General features: G+C 69.4%; 17 protein-coding genes. 11 read left to right on the forward strand and 6 right to left on the reverse strand.

Annotated features, from left to right (window positions below):
• Window positions 1-4: 4 nt before the first annotated feature.
• On the reverse strand, window positions 5-2,116 hold the full coding sequence (gene tkt, locus F0U44_RS18280; protein WP_149729787.1) for a transketolase: 2,112 nt from the start codon (window positions 2,114-2,116) through the stop codon (window positions 5-7).
• A gap of 157 nt (window positions 2,117-2,273) precedes the next feature.
• On the opposite strand from tkt, the gene F0U44_RS18285 reads away from it, so the two are divergent.
• On the forward strand, window positions 2,274-3,248 hold the full coding sequence (locus F0U44_RS18285) for a heme o synthase (protein ID WP_438616518.1): 975 nt from the start codon (window positions 2,274-2,276) through the stop codon (window positions 3,246-3,248).
• Here the strand turns inward: F0U44_RS18285 and F0U44_RS18290 are convergent.
• From F0U44_RS18290 to F0U44_RS18305, 4 genes are read right to left on the reverse strand one after another with little or no spacing between them, the layout of a single operon-like run.
• Window positions 3,245-4,147 (reverse strand): COX15/CtaA family protein, encoded by a 903-nt coding sequence (locus F0U44_RS18290; RefSeq protein ID WP_246160613.1) that lies wholly within the window; start codon window positions 4,145-4,147, stop codon window positions 3,245-3,247. The genes F0U44_RS18285 and F0U44_RS18290 overlap by 4 nt on opposite strands.
• Window positions 4,144-4,908 (reverse strand): ABC transporter permease, encoded by a 765-nt coding sequence (locus tag F0U44_RS18295; protein ID WP_149729789.1) that lies wholly within the window; start codon window positions 4,906-4,908, stop codon window positions 4,144-4,146. The genes F0U44_RS18290 and F0U44_RS18295 overlap by 4 nt, the downstream gene beginning before the upstream one ends.
• Window positions 4,905-5,843 carry an ABC transporter ATP-binding protein gene (locus tag F0U44_RS18300; protein WP_246160615.1) on the reverse strand — a complete coding sequence of 313 codons (939 nt, stop codon included), beginning with the start codon at window positions 5,841-5,843 and terminating at the stop codon, window positions 4,905-4,907. Before F0U44_RS18300 ends, F0U44_RS18295 begins: the two co-directional genes overlap by 4 nt.
• Before the next feature lie 10 nt (window positions 5,844-5,853).
• On the reverse strand, window positions 5,854-6,771 hold the full coding sequence (locus F0U44_RS18305) for a hypothetical protein (RefSeq protein ID WP_149729790.1): 918 nt from the start codon (window positions 6,769-6,771) through the stop codon (window positions 5,854-5,856).
• 114 nt (window positions 6,772-6,885) lie between these two features.
• Here F0U44_RS18305 and F0U44_RS18310 point away from each other — a divergent pair, with 114 nt between their 5' ends.
• From F0U44_RS18310 to F0U44_RS18355, 10 genes are read left to right on the forward strand one after another with little or no spacing between them, the layout of a single operon-like run.
• On the forward strand, window positions 6,886-7,248 hold the full coding sequence (locus F0U44_RS18310) for a hypothetical protein (protein ID WP_149729791.1): 363 nt from the start codon (window positions 6,886-6,888) through the stop codon (window positions 7,246-7,248).
• The gene (locus F0U44_RS18315) at window positions 7,245-7,655 is read left to right on the forward strand and encodes a hypothetical protein (protein WP_149729792.1); all 411 of its coding nucleotides are present in this window, start codon (window positions 7,245-7,247) and stop codon (window positions 7,653-7,655) included. Before F0U44_RS18310 ends, F0U44_RS18315 begins: the two co-directional genes overlap by 4 nt.
• A 58-nt stretch (window positions 7,656-7,713) precedes the next feature.
• Window positions 7,714-8,391, forward strand: a complete 678-nt coding sequence (locus F0U44_RS18320; protein ID WP_149729793.1) for a helix-turn-helix transcriptional regulator — start codon at window positions 7,714-7,716, stop codon at window positions 8,389-8,391.
• A complete protein-coding gene (gene sufB, locus F0U44_RS18325) occupies window positions 8,388-9,806 on the forward strand; it encodes a Fe-S cluster assembly protein SufB (protein ID WP_149729794.1) in 1,419 nt (472 codons plus the stop codon). Before F0U44_RS18320 ends, sufB begins: the two co-directional genes overlap by 4 nt.
• Window positions 9,806-10,981: a Fe-S cluster assembly protein SufD gene (gene sufD / locus F0U44_RS18330; RefSeq protein ID WP_149729795.1), complete on the forward strand. Its 1,176-nt coding sequence runs from the start codon at window positions 9,806-9,808 to the stop codon at window positions 10,979-10,981. Before sufB ends, sufD begins: the two co-directional genes overlap by 1 nt.
• Window positions 10,978-11,313, forward strand: a complete 336-nt coding sequence (locus F0U44_RS18335) for a non-heme iron oxygenase ferredoxin subunit (RefSeq protein WP_149729796.1) — start codon at window positions 10,978-10,980, stop codon at window positions 11,311-11,313. Before sufD ends, F0U44_RS18335 begins: the two co-directional genes overlap by 4 nt.
• Window positions 11,310-12,068 carry a Fe-S cluster assembly ATPase SufC gene (gene sufC, locus F0U44_RS18340; protein ID WP_149729797.1) on the forward strand — a complete coding sequence of 253 codons (759 nt, stop codon included), beginning with the start codon at window positions 11,310-11,312 and terminating at the stop codon, window positions 12,066-12,068. The genes F0U44_RS18335 and sufC overlap by 4 nt, the downstream gene beginning before the upstream one ends.
• 2 nt (window positions 12,069-12,070) lie before the next feature.
• Complete coding sequence (locus tag F0U44_RS18345; protein ID WP_149729798.1) at window positions 12,071-13,333, forward strand: SufS family cysteine desulfurase; 1,263 nt, start codon at window positions 12,071-12,073, stop codon at window positions 13,331-13,333.
• Window positions 13,333-13,785 carry a Fe-S cluster assembly sulfur transfer protein SufU gene (sufU, locus tag F0U44_RS18350; RefSeq protein WP_149729799.1) on the forward strand — a complete coding sequence of 151 codons (453 nt, stop codon included), beginning with the start codon at window positions 13,333-13,335 and terminating at the stop codon, window positions 13,783-13,785. The genes F0U44_RS18345 and sufU overlap by 1 nt, the downstream gene beginning before the upstream one ends.
• Window positions 13,778-14,173, forward strand: coding sequence for a metal-sulfur cluster assembly factor (locus F0U44_RS18355; RefSeq protein ID WP_149729800.1), 396 nt, complete (start codon window positions 13,778-13,780; stop codon window positions 14,171-14,173). Before sufU ends, F0U44_RS18355 begins: the two co-directional genes overlap by 8 nt.
• A 209-nt stretch (window positions 14,174-14,382) precedes the next feature.
• Here F0U44_RS18355 and F0U44_RS18360 read toward each other — a convergent pair whose 3' ends face one another.
• The gene (locus F0U44_RS18360; RefSeq protein WP_149729801.1) at window positions 14,383-14,919 is read right to left on the reverse strand and encodes a hypothetical protein; all 537 of its coding nucleotides are present in this window, start codon (window positions 14,917-14,919) and stop codon (window positions 14,383-14,385) included.
• Between the last annotated feature and the right edge of the window lie 5 nt (window positions 14,920-14,924).

The following is a 14,924-nucleotide window of genomic DNA, read 5'->3' on the forward strand; positions in this document are numbered from 1 at the left end:
CTGGTTACTTGGCGGCGGCCTCGATGCTGTCCTTGGCGGCCTGGGTGACGGCCTCGGCGGTGATGCCGAACTCCTGGTAGATCCGGGCGAAGTCGGCAGAGGCGCCGTAGTGCTCGAGGCTGACCGAGCGGCCGGCGTCGCCGACGTACTCGCGCCATCCCTGCCGGATGCCTGCCTCGACGCTGACGCGTGCCTTGACCGTCGGCGGCAGCACCTGGTCGCGGTAGGCCTGGGTCTGCTGCTCGAACCACTCGATCGACGGCATCGACACCACCCGGGCGTTGATGCCTTCGGCGGCGAGCTGCTCGCGCGCCTGGACGGCGAGCTGCACCTCCGAGCCGGTGCCGATCAAGATGACGTCGGGCTCACCGCCGTCGGCCTCGACCAGGACGTAGCCGCCCTTGGCGACGTGCTCTGTCGTGGCGAACCCGTCCTCGCCACGCGGGAAGACCGGGACGTTCTGCCGCGTGAGGATGAGGCCGGCCGGCCGGTCGGTGTTCTTGAGGATCTGGTGCCAGGCGGCGACGGTCTCGTTGGCGTCGGCCGGGCGGACGATGTCGAGGCCGGGGATGGCCCGCAACGCCCAGAGGTGCTCGACCGGCTGGTGGGTGGGACCGTCCTCGCCCAGACCGATGGAGTCGTGCGTCCAGACATAGACGACCGGCACCTGCATCAGCGCCGCGACCCGCACGGCTCCGCGCATGTAGTCGGCGAAGGTCAAGAAGGTCCCGCCGAAGACGCGGGTGCCGCCGTGGACCGCGATGCCGTTCATGATCGCGCCCATGCCGTGCTCGCGGATGCCGAAGTGGAGCACGCGGCCCTGCAGCGGGTCGGCCTGCCACTCCTCGGTCGAGCGATCGGCCGGGAGGAACGACGGCGCGCCGTTGATCGTGGTGTTGTTGGAGCCGGCGAGGTCGGCCGAGCCGCCCCACAGCTCGGGCATCAGCGGCGCGATCGCGTTGATGACCTTGCCTGAGGCCGACCGGGTCGCGACGCCCTTGGCGTCGGCGGGGAACGACGGCAGGGCGGCCTCGAGACCGTCCGGGAGCCCGCGCTCCTTCATCCGGTGGAGCAGTGCGGCGCGGTCGGCGTTGGCCGCAGCCCACTCCTCGTAGCGGCGGTCCCACTCGGCGCCCCACACCTTGCCGCGCTCGAGGAGCGAGCGGGTGTGGCTGATGACGTCGTCGGGCACCTCGAAGGCCTGCTCGGGGTCGAAGCCGAGCACCTTCTTGGTCGCGGCGACCTCGTCTGCGCCCAGGGCCGAGCCGTGGGAGGCCTCGGTGTTCTGCGCGCTGGGGGCGGGCCAGGCGATGATCGTGCGGAGGACGATGAGCGAGGGCCGGTCGGTCACGGCGTCGGCGGCCTGGATCGCGGCGTGCAGAGCCGGGACGTCCTCGTGGTAGCCGGCCCCGTCGCTGTGGTCGCCGTCCTTGGTCCAGTCGACCGTCTGGACGTGCCAGCCGTAGGCCTCGTAGCGCTTCGCGACGTCCTCGTTGAAGGCGATGTGGGTGTCGCCCTCGATCGAGATCCGGTTGGCGTCGTAGATGACGGTGAGGTTGCCGAGCTCCTGGGTGCCGGCGATCGACGACGCCTCGCTGCTCACGCCCTCCTGGAGGTCGCCGTCGGAGGCGATGACGTAGACGTGGTGGTCGAAGAGCGACTCACCCGCGGCGGGCTCGGGGTCGAGCAGCCCGCGCTCGCGCCGCGCGGCCATCGCCATGCCGACGGCGTTGCTGATGCCCTGGCCCAGCGGGCCGGTGGTGACCTCGACGCCGGCCGTGTGGCCGAACTCGGGGTGACCGGGCGTCTTGGAGCCCCAGGTGCGCAGCGACTTGAGGTCGTCGAGCTCGAGGCCGAAGCCGCCGAGGTAGAGCTGGGTGTAGAGCGTGATCGAGCTGTGGCCCGCACTCAGGACGAACCGGTCGCGCGCCATCCAGTCGGGGTCGGCCGGGTCGTGCTTCATGACCTTCTGGAAGAGCAGGTAGGCCGCGGGCGCGAGGCTCATCGCGGTGCCCGGGTGGCCGTTGCCGACCTTCTGCACGGCGTCCATCGCGAGCACCCTCGCGGTGTCGACGGCCTTGCGGTCGAGATCGGTCCAGTCCAGCTCCGGAATCATGGGTCCGAGCCTACCGAGGGCGTGATGTACGTCGTCAGCCAGGCAGGACTCAACCGGGGACTCCACGGGGGACGCAGCCGGTGCCGGGCCGGATGGCGGAACCGGCCCGGAAGATCGGTACACTCAGGCTGCTCTGACCGCTCTTGTGAGGTACTCCGTGACGACCGTCGAACCTGATCGCCCAGCCGAGCGGCTGGTCGTCGGAGTCAACGGCGTCGTCGAACAGGGCGACCTCGTCGAGCGCGCGTCCGCGCGCGACATCGTGATGGCCTACGTCGGGCTCACCAAGCCGCGAGTCATCGAGCTCCTGCTGCTGACCACCGTCCCGGTGATGTTCTTCGCCGCCGGCGGGGTGCCGAGCCTGCGGCTCGTCGCCGCGACCGTCGTCGGAGGTGCCCTCTCGGCGGGCTCCGCCTCGGTCTTCAACTGCGTCTATGACCGCGACATCGACGAGCAGATGCGCCGCACCCGGCGCCGGGCGCTGCCGCGCCACATCGTCACGCCCCGGGCCGCGCTGATCTTCGGCTTCGTCCTCGGCGTGCTGTCCACGGTCATCCTCTGGGCGTGGGTCAACGAGCTCTCCGCGGCACTCTCCGTGGGAGCCAACGCCTTCTACGTCTTCGGCTACACGATGCTGCTCAAGCGTCGGACCACCCAGAACATCGTCTGGGGCGGCATCGCCGGCTGCTTCCCCGCCCTCATCGGCTGGACCGCGGTCACCGGCGAGCTCGCCTGGGCGCCGATCGTCCTCTTCGCGGTCGTCTTCTTCTGGACGCCGCCGCACACCTGGGCGCTCGCCCTGCGCTACCGCGACGACTACAAGCAGGTCGACGTGCCGATGCTTCCCGTCGTGCGCTCGGCCCACAACGTCGCGGTCCAGATCGTCGTCTACAGCTGGGTCATGGTGGCCACGAGCCTCGTCCTGTGGCCGGTGGCCGACACCGGCCTGATCTACCCGATCGCCGCCGCCGTCCTCGGCGCGGTGTTCCTCCTTCAGGCCCACCAGCTCGAGCGCCGCGCGCGCGGCACCGAGGACCTCTCGGTGATCCGCCCGATGCACCTGTTCCACAGCAGCAACCTCTACCTGTCGCTGCTGTTCGTGGCGGTCGCGATCGACCCGCTGCTGCGCTAGTTCGTACGACGGGCGCGGGTCGAGAGCACGACCCACGCCAGCGACGCCGCGGTGAGTGCCGCGCCGAGCATGTGCAGCAGAACCAGGGCGACCGGGAGGTCGAGGAAGTACTGCGTGAAGCCGATCGCGCCCTGGAGCAGCTCGATCGCGAGCAGCGTGCGCGCCGCAACGAAGAGCGGGACGTTGCCGTCACGGCGGGCCAGGACCAGGGTCAGCACGGTCGCAGCCACCAAGGCGTAGACCACCCACGCGTGGACGTGGGACATGGTGGCGGGGTCGAGACCGGTGCGCCGGGCCTCGAGGTCGCCGCTGTGCGGGCCGGAGCCCGTCACGATGGTGCCGAGATAGAGCACGACGGTCCCGAGGCCGAGCGTCAGGAGAGCGGCGCGACGAGACCGCGACGTCGCCCAGGCGCGAGGGCGCCCGACGAGGTGGTCGACCAGAGCGACGCAGACTCCGATGATCGTCAGTGAGACGACCAGGTGGAGCGACACGACCCAGGGGTTGAGGTCGGTGCGGACCGTGATCCCGCCGATGACGGCCTGAGCGGGGATGCCGAGGGCGATGACGGTCGCGAGGGCGAGCGGACGCCGATCCGCTCCGGCGCGGTCGCTGCGGACCTGCTGAAGCGCGGCCACCCAGCACGCGACCGCGATCACGACGAGCACGAAGGTGAGCATCCGGTTGCCGAACTCGATGGCCCCGTTGATGCCGAGCTCCTGGTGGACCACGTAGGACTCGTCGGTGCAGCGTGGCCAGGTCGGACAACCGAGCCCGGAGCCGGTGAGGCGCACCGCGGCGCCGGTGATGACGATGCCGATGTTGGCGATCAGGTTGGCCCAACCCAGGCGGACCAGGAGCACCGACGGCTGCGTGGCGACCGGCACGGGCGTGCTCACTCCCACTTGAACCACCGGGCTGCCGCGACTCCGCCGCCGAGCGCCCATGCCGCGAGCACCGCGAGCTCGCGACCAGGGACCGAACCCTCGCACGCCGCGCGCATGGCCTCGCCCAGGGCGCCCGAGGGGAGCCAGGAGACGACATCGCCCAGGCCGCCGTACGCCTCAGCAGGGAGTACGACGGCGCCGCCCGCCATGAGCAGGAGGTAGACCAGGTTGGCGGCCGCCAGGGTCGCCTCGGCGCGCAGGGTGCCGGCGAGCAGCATGCCCAGGCCCGCGAACGCCGCAGTGCCGAGCAGGACGGTCGGCAGCAGGCCGACCACGGAGATGCTCGGCGACCACCCCAACATCAGTCCTGCCGTGCCGATCACGAGGAACTGCAGCACCTCGACGCACAGCAGTGCGCCGATCTTGCCGCCGAGGAGCGCGCCGCGGGACAGGGGAGCGGTGCCGAGGCGCTTGAGGACGCCGTAGCGCCGCTCGAAGCCGGTCGCGATCGCCAGTGAGGTGAAGGCAGTCGACATGACCGCGAGCGCCAGCACGCCGGGGGCGAGCACGTCGACGGAGGTGTGCTGCGACTGCAGGTCGAGCCGCGAGGCGCCCTTCACGGCGCCCACGAGGACGATCAGCGGGATCACCACGGCGAGCAGCAGCTGCTCGCCGTTGCGCAGCATGAGCTTGGCCTCCATGGCCGTCTGCGCGAGGACCTGGCGGGGGAGCGGGGCTGCTCCCGGGGCCGGGGTGAACGTGCCCGTCGTCATCCGTTCACTCCTCCGGTCTCGCGGCCGGTCAGCTCGAGGAAGACGTCCTCGAGGTTGCGCTGGCCGAGGGTCAGCGACTCCGGGAGCACGCCGTGCTGCTCGCACCACCGGGAGACGACGGCGAGCGTCGACCCGTCGGCGGGTCCGGAGACCTGGAGGCTCAGCGGGTCGAGCACGATCAGCTCGGTCGAGGACCCGAGGGCGTCGGCCAGTGCCTGAGGCGCCCCCGGGGGGAACGGCTGGGTAACGACGAGCCGGATGGTCGCCACGGTGCCGCCGCGGGTCAGCTCGAGCGGCGACCCGCTGGCGACCAGGCGGCCCTTGTCGAGGATGTGGACCTGGTCGGCGAGGCGCTCGGCCTCCTCCAGGTAGTGGGTGGTGAGCACCACGGTCACGCCGTCGCCGCGCAGCTCCTCGAGGAGCTCCCACACCGTGCGGCGGATCTGGGGGTCGAGCCCGGCGGTGGGCTCGTCGACGAAGACGAGCTCGGGGCGGCCGACGAGCGCCATCGCGAGTCCGAGGCGCTGCTGCTGACCCCCGGAGAGCCGGCGGTACGGCGTCCGCCCGCACTCGTGCAGGGCGAGCCGCTCCATGAGCAGACCGGTGTCGAGCGGACGGGCGTGGAGCCGGGCGACGTGACGGAGCATCTCGTCGGCGCGGACTCCGCTCCAGGCGCCGCCGGCCTGCAGCATCACGCCGATGCGTGGCATGAGGGCCTTGCGGTCGGCGAACGGGTCGAGCCCGAGCACCCGGACCGAACCCTCGTGCGGGCGGCGGTAGCCCTCGCAGGTCTCGAGCGTGGTGGTCTTGCCGGCCCCGTTGGGGCCCAGCACGGCCGTGATCGTGTGGGAAGCGACCTCGAGCGAAAGGCCGTTGACGGCCGCCTTCCCGCCGTAGGTCATGCGGAGATCGGCGATCTCGACGGCGGGCGACACGGGCTGCAGTCTACGGAGCCGTGCGGGCCCGTCCGACGCGGGCACCTCGCCCGCGACGGGGGCCGTGGCGCAGGGCGGCGTCGAGGCGGTCGCGCTCGGGGCGGTCCCATGCGGACCGGACGCGGGTCAGCGAGCTCGCCTTGACGTCCTGGGTGAGGAACGCCTGCGCGCCGGCCGCGATCGCGGGCTGGCGGCCCTCGATCGCCTTCACCGCCGCGAACACCGCCTCGGAGCGCCGCTCGACGAACCGGGCGCGGAGGGCGGCGCGGACGCCCGGAGCGGTCCAGTCGCCGGCCTCGCCGGCGACGTAGGTGACGGTCGAGGCGTCGACGGCATCGAGCAGGCAGTCGCCCAGGTGAGGGGCCACCGCGGGACCCCACTGGTCGAGGTCGGCCAGCAGCGGACGCAGGGTCGTGTTGTCGCTGTCGTCGAGATGGGCGCGCGCCAGCTCGATGCGCTCATGGACCGCTGCGTAGTCGAGCACGAGGAGGGCCAGCTCCTCGTCAGGGAAGTCGTCGCCGTCGTAATGCGCGTGGAGCACAGCGCGGAGGAGGGCGTCGTAGCCGGCGTCGCAGGTGCCCTCGACGGCGGGCATGGCACTGACGGCGCGCCGGATCACCGCGGCGAGCGAGGCATCGATGCCTTGGTGGCGCAGCCACGCGGCAACCAGCAGGGCGTCGCGGGGAAGCACGGGCCGGCCGATCGCGACCGCCCAGGTGGTGGCGCGCAGCGACCGGGTCGCGAGCGCCTCGGCGCGCTGCTCGCGGGGGAGCCGGCCGACTCCGGCCGCGTCGAGCCACGGGTGGAGGGCAGCGGCACTCGGATCCTCGCGCCGCTCGTCCCAGGTGCCTTGGACCACGGAGAACTCAGCAGCGCGGTCGCCAGCGGCAAGGTCGGCGAGCAGGACGGCGACGTCGGCGTCGGTCATGTGGTTACACCCCCAGGTGAAGCGGTCATGCAATGCAGCGGCCGCATTCTCGCGCAGAGTCGCGGGTGGTCCCAACTGCGGTTATCAGATGAGGTGCTGACTACTCTGAGCGCCGTGAATGGCTGGGTCCTCGGTGCCGTGCTGGTGCTGTCGGGGGTGGCGGGGATCCTCCTCGTCGTCCACCTGATCCGCGACCGTGTGGTCGAGGACGGCATGTTCGTCCTGCTCGGGGTCATCGAGCTCGTCCTGATCGGTCAGCTCGTCGCCGGGTGCGTCGCGCTGGCCCAGACCGACCGTGACGTTTCCGGAGCGCTCTTCGTGAGCTACCTGATCGGCAACCTCTGCGCGTTGCCGATCGGCGCCTTCTGGTCCCTCGCCGAGCGCAACCGGGCCGGGACCGCCGTACTGCTGCTGGCGGTGCTGACCGTCGCTGCGCTCGAGGTACGGCTCGACGCGATCTGGGCGGGGGCCGTGTGAGCGAGTTCGGCACCCGCGAGAGTGGCGCGCTGGCTGTCGGCTGGGGCCGCGCGCTCGTCTTCGCCTACGGCGTCTTCGCGGTCGCGGCCACGGGTCGCTCCGTGCTGCAGGTCAGCACCGAGTTCGACAAGGCTCCGCTGGCCTACTCCCTGTCGCTGCTGGCCGCGGCCGTCTACCTGGTGGCGACGACGTCGTTGCTGCTCGGCGGGGTGACCGGGTGGCGGGTCGCTGCGGTCGCGGTGAGCGTAGAACTGCTCGGAGTGCTGTCCGTCGGTGCGCTCAGCTACGCCGCGACGGCCCTCTTCCCCGACAAGACGGTGTGGTCCCACTTCGGCCAGGGCTACGGCTTCCTGCCGCTCGTCCTGCCCTTCGCTGGCCTCGCCTGGCTGCGCCACACGCGCCCCTGAACGCTACTTAGGGTGACCTTGCTTGAAGGTCGGGAAGCATTAACGTCACACTTGTGTTGTGGAAAACGTGGCCACCGACCTGGATCAGCCGACGCGGCAGCGCGTCGTGCGTTCGATCCTGGTCAACGGACCCTCCACGGCGGCGGCTCTCGGTGAGCGTCTCGACCTGACACCGGCTGCCGTACGGCGCCACCTCGAGCACCTCCTGGAGGAGGGCGCGGTCGAGGCTCGTGACCCTCGTCAGATCGGTTCTCGCGGGCGCGGACGTCCGGCGAAGGTGTTCGCACTGACCGAGCACGGTCGCGACGGCTTTGACCAGCAATACGACGACCTGGCCAACGAGGCGCTTCGGTTCCTCGCTGAGACGGCCGGTCCCGACGCGGTCAAGGCGTTCGCGGAGCGGCGGGCCAGCTTCATCGAGGAGCGGTTCCCGATCGTGGCCGCCGCCCATCCCGAGGCGACCCCGGCCGAGGTGCTGGCGCTCGTGTTCACCGCCGAGGGCTACGCGGCGTCGGTCCGCGAGCTGCCGGTCGTCGGTGAGCAGCTGTGCCAGCAGCACTGCCCGGTGTCCCACGTGGCCCACGAGTTCCCCCAGCTGTGCGAGGCCGAGACGGCGGCGATCAGCCGGGTCCTCGGCACCCACGTACAACGTCTGGCGACGATCGCCCACGGCGACGGCGTCTGCACCACGTGCATCCCCAACAAGTCCAACAAGAAGGAGCAGGTCACCTCATGACCTCCATCGAGGACCTCAACCCGGAGCTCAAGGGCATCGGTCGCTACGAGTTCGGCTGGTCCGACAAGAACGACGTCGGCGCTGACGCCAAGCGTGGCCTCAGCGAGGAGGTCGTCCGCAACATCTCCGCGCTGAAGTCCGAGCCGCAGTGGATGCTCGACCTCCGGCTGAAGGGCCTCAAGCTCTTCGACCGCAAGCCGATGCCGACGTGGGGTTCGGACCTGTCGGCGATCGACTTCGACAACATCAAGTACTTCGTGCGCTCCTCGGAGAAGCAGGCTGCGACCTGGGATGACCTCCCCGAGGACATCAAGAACACCTACGACAAGCTCGGCATCCCGGAGGCGGAGAAGCAGCGCCTGGTCTCCGGCGTCGCCGCGCAGTACGAGTCCGAGGTCGTCTACCACTCGATCCGTGAGGACCTCGAGGCCCAGGGCGTGCTCTTCCTCGACACCGACACGGCGCTCAAGGAGCAGCCGGAGCTGTTCCAGGAGTACTTCGGCACCGTGATCCCGGTCGGCGACAACAAGTTCGCCGCGCTCAACACCTCGGTGTGGTCGGGTGGCTCCTTCATCTACGTGCCGAAGGGTGTCCACGTCGACATCCCGCTCCAGGCCTACTTCCGGATCAACACCGAGAACATGGGCCAGTTCGAGCGCACGCTGATCATCGTCGACGAGGACGCCTACGTTCACTACGTCGAAGGCTGCACCGCGCCGATCTACTCGTCGGACTCGCTGCACTCCGCGGTCGTCGAGATCATCGTGAAGAAGGGCGGCCGCTGCCGCTACACGACCATCCAGAACTGGTCCAACAACGTCTACAACCTCGTCACCAAGCGCGCGGTCTGCGAGGCCGGCGCGACGATGGAGTGGGTCGACGGCAACATCGGCTCCAAGGTGACGATGAAGTACCCCGCCATCTACCTGATGGGCGAGCACGCCAAGGGCGAGACGCTCTCGATCGCGTTCGCGGGCGAGGGCCAGCACCAGGACGCCGGCGCCAAGATGGTGCACGCGGCGCCCAACACGTCGAGCTCGATCCTGTCCAAGTCGGTCGCGCGCGGCGGTGGCCGGACGTCGTACCGCGGTCTGATCCAGATCAACGAGGGTGCGCACGGCTCGAAGTCCAACGTGCTGTGCGACGCACTGCTCGTCGACCAGATCAGCCGGTCCGACACCTACCCCTACGTCGACATCCGCGAGGACGACGTGTCGATGGGTCACGAGGCCTCGGTCTCGAAGGTCTCCGACGACCAGCTCTTCTACCTCATGTCACGCGGCATGGAGCAGGACGAGGCGATGGCCATGATCGTGCGCGGTTTCGTCGAGCCGATCGCCAAGGAGCTCCCGATGGAGTACGCCCTGGAACTCAACCGGCTCATCGAGCTGCAGATGGAAGGAGCCGTCGGCTGATGTCGGCAGTTGCAACACCGGTCGAAGGAGCTCTCGAGGTCGACCGGGTGGATTCCCACCTGCACCCGGAAGGGTCGTTCAACGTGGACGACCACCCGGTGCCCACCGGCCGTGAGGAGATCTGGCGGTTCACGCCGCTCAAGCGACTCAAGGGCCTGCACCTCGACGTACCGCTCTCCGGGACGTCCTACGACGCCTCGATCGAGGCGCCCGAGGGCGTCCAGGTCGAGCGCATCACGGACGGCTCGCTGAAGGGCGTCAGCGGCCTCGTGCCGTGGGACCGGATCGCGGCGCGTGCGCTGGCTGAGGCGGGCGAGACCCTTGCGGTCACCATCCCGGCCGAGACCGAGCTCGACCGCCCCGTGTTCGTCACCCTCAAGGGCACCGGCACCGACGAGGCGACCGCTACCCACGCGGTGATCCGTGCGGAGCGGTTCAGCAGCGCCACCGTCATCGTGCGGTTCGAGGGCGCGATGACGCTGGCCGACAACGTCGAGGTCGTCGTCGAGGACGGCGCCAAGCTGACCCTGGTCAGCATCGACGACTGGGCCGACGACGCCGTTCACGTCGGTCACCGGCACATCCGGGTAGGCCGCGACGCGGAGTTCAAGCACGTCGACATCACCATCGGTGGTGACGTCGTCCGTCACGACACCACCGCCGAATACTCCGGCCCCGGCGGCTCGGTCGAGATGCTCGGCCTCTACTTCGCCGACGCCGGCCAGCACATCGAGCACCGGCTCTTCGTCGACCACACCGCCCCCAAGACCAAGAGCCACGTGGTCTACAAGGGCGCGCTGCAGGGCGAGAAGGCGCACACCGTCTGGATCGGCAACGTCTTGATCCGCAAGGTGGCCGAAGGCATCGAGACCTACGAGGAGAACCGCAACCTGGTCCTCACCGAGGGGTGCCACGCCGACTCCGTTCCCAACCTCGAGATCGAGACCGGCGAGATCGCCGGTGCCGGTCACGCGTCGGCGACCGCGCGCTTCGACGACGAGCAGCTCTTCTACCTCCGCTCGCGAGGCATCTCCGAGCAGGAGGCGCAGCGCCTGGTCGTCCACGGCTTCTTCAACGACCTGATCCGCAAGATCGGCGTGCCCGAGCTCGAAGAGCAGCTCGCTGCCACGGTCGAGGCGGAGCTGGCCAAGAACGTCCTCAAGGAACTCGCATGACCTTCGAGCGCGCCTGCGCGCTGGCCGACGTACCCGCTGACGAGGCGCTCGCCGTCACGATCGGCGAGTACGACGTCGCGATCGCCAAGGACGGCGACGAGTACTTCGCGCTGCAGGACCTGTGCTCGCACGCGTCCGTCTCCCTCTCGGAGGGCGAGGTCGCCAACGGCGCGGTCGAGTGCTGGCTGCACGGCTCGTGCTTCGAGCTGCGCACCGGCAAGCCCACCCACTTCCCGGCGACCGAGGCGGTCGCCACCTTCCCTGTCGAGATCCGTGGAGACGACCTCTACGTCGACGTCACCACCACCGTGAACGGAGTCACCCCCGCATGAGCACCCTGGAGATCAAGGACCTGCACGTCTCGGTCAACACCGAGGACGGCCCCAAGGAGATCCTCAAGGGCGTCACGCTGACCATCAAGGACGGCGAGACCCACGCGATCATGGGCCCCAACGGCTCGGGCAAGTCCACGCTGGCCTACTCGATCGCCGGTCACCCGCGCTACGAGGTCACCGGCGGCACCGTGACGCTCGACGGCGAGGACGTGCTGGAGATGTCGGTCGACGAGCGCGCTCGCGCCGGCCTGTTCCTGGCCATGCAGTACCCCGTCGAGGTGCCCGGCGTCTCGGTGTCGAACTTCCTGCGGACCGCCAAGACGGCGATCAGCGGTGAGGCGCCGAAGCTGCGCACCTGGGTCAAGGACGTCAACGGCGCCCTGGACCTGATGAACCTCGACTCGACGTTCTCCTCGCGCTCGGTCAACGAGGGCTTCTCCGGTGGCGAGAAGAAGCGCCACGAGATCGCCCAGCTCGACCTGCTCGACCCGAAGGTCGCGATCCTCGACGAGACCGACTCAGGCCTCGACATCGACGCGCTGAAGGTCGTCTCCGAGGGCGTCAACCGGTTCCGCGAGCGCGACAACAAGGGTGTCCTGCTGATCACGCACTACACGCGGATCCTGCGCTACATCAAGCCCGACTACGTCCACGTCTTCGTCGACGGCAAGGTCGCCGACGAGGGTGGTCCGGAGCTGGCTGACGAGCTCGAGGCCAACGGCTACGAGAAGTACCTCGGGTCGAAGGTCTGACGATGACCACGTCGTCGGGGCTCCGTCTCCCGGGACTGCTGCCCGAGCTCGAGGTGGTCCGCAAGGACTTCCCGATCCTCGAGCGCGTGCTCGCGGGTGGACAGCCGCTGGTCTACCTCGACAGCGCCAACACCTCGCAGAAGCCGCAGGTGGTGATCGACGCGATGGTCGACCATCTCGAGCGCCACAACGCCAACATCGCCCGCGCCATGCACCAGCTCGGCGCCGAGTCGACGGCGGCGTTCGAGGAAGCCCGCGACAAGGTGGCGCGGTTCCTCAACGCTCGTTCGCGCAACGAGGTCATCTTCACCAAGAACGCCACCGAGGCGCTCAACCTGCTGGCTCGGACGATCGAGCTCGGCCCGGGCGACAACGTCGTGATCACGGAGATGGAGCACCACTCCAACATCGTGTCGTGGCAGCTCGCGTGCGAGCGCTCGGGTGCGGAGCTGCGCTGGTTCGGCCTGACCGACGACGGACAGCTCGACCTGAGCAACGCCGACCAGCTGGTCGACGACAACACCAAGGTCGTCGCGTTCACGTGGGTCTCCAACATGCTGGGCACGATCAACCCGGTGGCCGACCTGGCGGCGCGCGCGAAGGCCGCGGGTGCCGTGTCGGTGATCGACGCCTCGCAGGCGGCACCGCAGCTGGTGGTCGACGTGCAGGCGGTCGTGTGCGACTTCCTGGTCTTCACCGGACACAAGGTCTGCGGTCCGACGGGCATCGGCGTGCTGTGGGGCCGCGAAGAGCTGCTCAACGAGCTGCCGCCCTTCCACGGCGGTGGCGAGATGATCGAGACCGTCACGATGGCGCGCTCGACCTACGCCAAGGCCCCCCACCGCTTCGAGGCCGGCACGCCGCCGATCGTCGAGGCCGTCGGGCTCGGTGCCGCGGTCGAATACCTCGGCCACCTCGGGCTCGACGCCGTGCACGCGCACGAGCAGGCGATCACGGGCTACGCACTCGAGGGGCTGGCCACCGTGCCTGGCCTGACCGTGCTCGGGCCGACGGACGCCACCCAGCGCGGAGGCGCGATCTCCTTCGAGCTCGACGGCGTGCACCCGCACGACATCGCCCAGGTGCTCGACTCCCGGGGCGTCGCCGTACGTGCTGGCCACCACTGCGCGAAGCCCGCGCACGCTCGCTACGGCGTGCAGAGCTCGACCCGCATGTCGTCGTACCTCTACACGACGCCGGGGGAGATCGATGCGCTCGTCGAGGCCCTGGAATACACCCGGTCGTACTTCAAGTTGGGTTCGTGATGACTGCGCAAGACCTGGATGCCCTCTATCAGGAGATCATCCTCGACCACTACAAGAACCCCCACGGCAAGGGACTCCGTGAGGAGTTCGAGGCCGAGGTGCACCACGTCAACCCCACGTGTGGCGACGAGGTGACCCTGCGGGTCCACGTCGCTGACGGAGTGGTCGAGGACGTGTCCTACGCCGCCGTGGGGTGCTCGATCTCGCAGGCGTCGGCGTCGGTGCTCTACGACCTCGTCGTGGGCAAGCCGGTCGCCGAGGCGATGGAGATCCACGAGGAGTTCTTGGCCCTCATGCAGGGCAAGGGCACCGTGGAGCCCGACGAGGAAGTGCTCGAGGACGCGATCGCCTTCGCCGGCGTCGCGAAGTTCCCTGCGCGCGTGAAGTGCGCACTGTTGTCGTGGATGGCGTGGAAAGACGCCACCGTCCAAGCCGGAGGAAGCAATGACTGAGCAGACCGAGCGCAGCCAGATCGACCATGGTGACCTCCCCGAGGTCCCCGAGGCCGCTGGAGCGACGGGTGCCGTCGGTACGACGACCGTCGATGACGTCACGGAGGCGATGAAGGACGTCGTCGATCCCGAGCTCGGCATCAACGTGGTCGACCTCGGCCTCGTCTACGGCGTCCACCTCGATGACAGCTCCAACGTCGTGCTCGACATGACGCTCACCTCGGCGGCCTGCCCGCTCACCGACGTGATCACCGACCAGACGGAGTCCGCGCTCGAGGGCCTGGTCAACGACGTCGCGATCAACTGGGTCTGGATGCCGCCGTGGGGCCCCGACAAGATCACCGACGACGGCCGCGAGCAGCTGCGCGCCCTCGGCTTCAACGTCTGATCTCCCGCCGAAGTGTCACTCTTGGTGGCACGAAGTGTCAGGGTTGAGCGCACGAAGTGTCACGGTTGGTTGGTCGAGATGTCGGATCCGGTGACAACCAAGACTGACACTTCGCGCTCGCAAGACTGACACTTCGGACAACCAAGACTGACACTTCGCGCACGCAAGACTGACACTTCGTGCGCGCAAGAGCGACACTTCGCGAGGGGTCAGCAGGCGGCGGGGGAGTCGTACTTCCCGACGCGCCACTTGAAGCTGACGAAGACGTCGCCCTCGGGGCCGTCGCCGAAGAGGACGACCTCGTAGATGCCGGGCCGCTCGGGTCGGACCAGGCGGAACCAGTGCGGCCGTTTGCGGTTGATCACGGGCTTGACCGTGCAGGTGTCGTCGTCGGGGTGTCGCACGCTCGACATGTGCTCGGAGCCACGGAAGCGCCATCCCGGGCGGCCGAACCAGAAGCGGATCGACTGCCCACTGGTGATCCGGCGTTGGTGCTCAGGTGCCGGTGGGATGCCGTCGGCGCAGGTCATGACCTGCTCGCCGTCGTGGACCGGGGAGGTCCAGCAGTAGGTCCAGGGTCGCAGGCGCAGGAACGTGTCGTCGGGCCGCTCGAACCACACGTCGGAGGGTTGTCCGGTGTAGGTGTAGTGCGGCGCCGGCGGGGGAGTGTCAGCCACCGCCGACGGAGCGACCAGCGCGCCGACGAGCGCGACGGGGCCGACCACCAGGAGCGCGAGCAGTCTCATGACCG

This window comes from Nocardioides humilatus (assembly GCF_008373755.1).
Classification (GTDB): Bacteria; Actinomycetota; Actinomycetes; order Propionibacteriales; family Nocardioidaceae; genus Nocardioides; species Nocardioides humilatus.

Excerpts from the sequence above, each read along its gene's own strand:
- F0U44_RS18360 (WP_149729801.1), bottom strand. The coding sequence starts at position 14,919 with ATGAGACTGCTCGCGCTCCTGGTGGTCGGCCCCGTCGCGCTCGTCGGC.
- tkt (WP_149729787.1), bottom strand. The coding sequence starts at position 2,116 with ATGATTCCGGAGCTGGACTGGACCGATCTCGACCGCAAGGCCGTCGAC.
- F0U44_RS18305 (WP_149729790.1), bottom strand. The coding sequence starts at position 6,771 with ATGACCGACGCCGACGTCGCCGTCCTGCTCGCCGACCTTGCCGCTGGC.
- F0U44_RS18335 (WP_149729796.1), top strand. The coding sequence starts at position 10,978 with ATGACCTTCGAGCGCGCCTGCGCGCTGGCCGACGTACCCGCTGACGAG.
- sufC (WP_149729797.1), top strand. The coding sequence starts at position 11,310 with ATGAGCACCCTGGAGATCAAGGACCTGCACGTCTCGGTCAACACCGAG.
- F0U44_RS18295 (WP_149729789.1), bottom strand. The coding sequence starts at position 4,908 with ATGACGACGGGCACGTTCACCCCGGCCCCGGGAGCAGCCCCGCTCCCC.
- F0U44_RS18355 (WP_149729800.1), top strand. The coding sequence starts at position 13,778 with ATGACTGAGCAGACCGAGCGCAGCCAGATCGACCATGGTGACCTCCCC.
- sufB (WP_149729794.1), top strand. The coding sequence starts at position 8,388 with ATGACCTCCATCGAGGACCTCAACCCGGAGCTCAAGGGCATCGGTCGC.
- sufU (WP_149729799.1), top strand. The coding sequence starts at position 13,333 with ATGACTGCGCAAGACCTGGATGCCCTCTATCAGGAGATCATCCTCGAC.
- F0U44_RS18345 (WP_149729798.1), top strand. The coding sequence starts at position 12,071 with ATGACCACGTCGTCGGGGCTCCGTCTCCCGGGACTGCTGCCCGAGCTC.
- sufD (WP_149729795.1), top strand. The coding sequence starts at position 9,806 with ATGTCGGCAGTTGCAACACCGGTCGAAGGAGCTCTCGAGGTCGACCGG.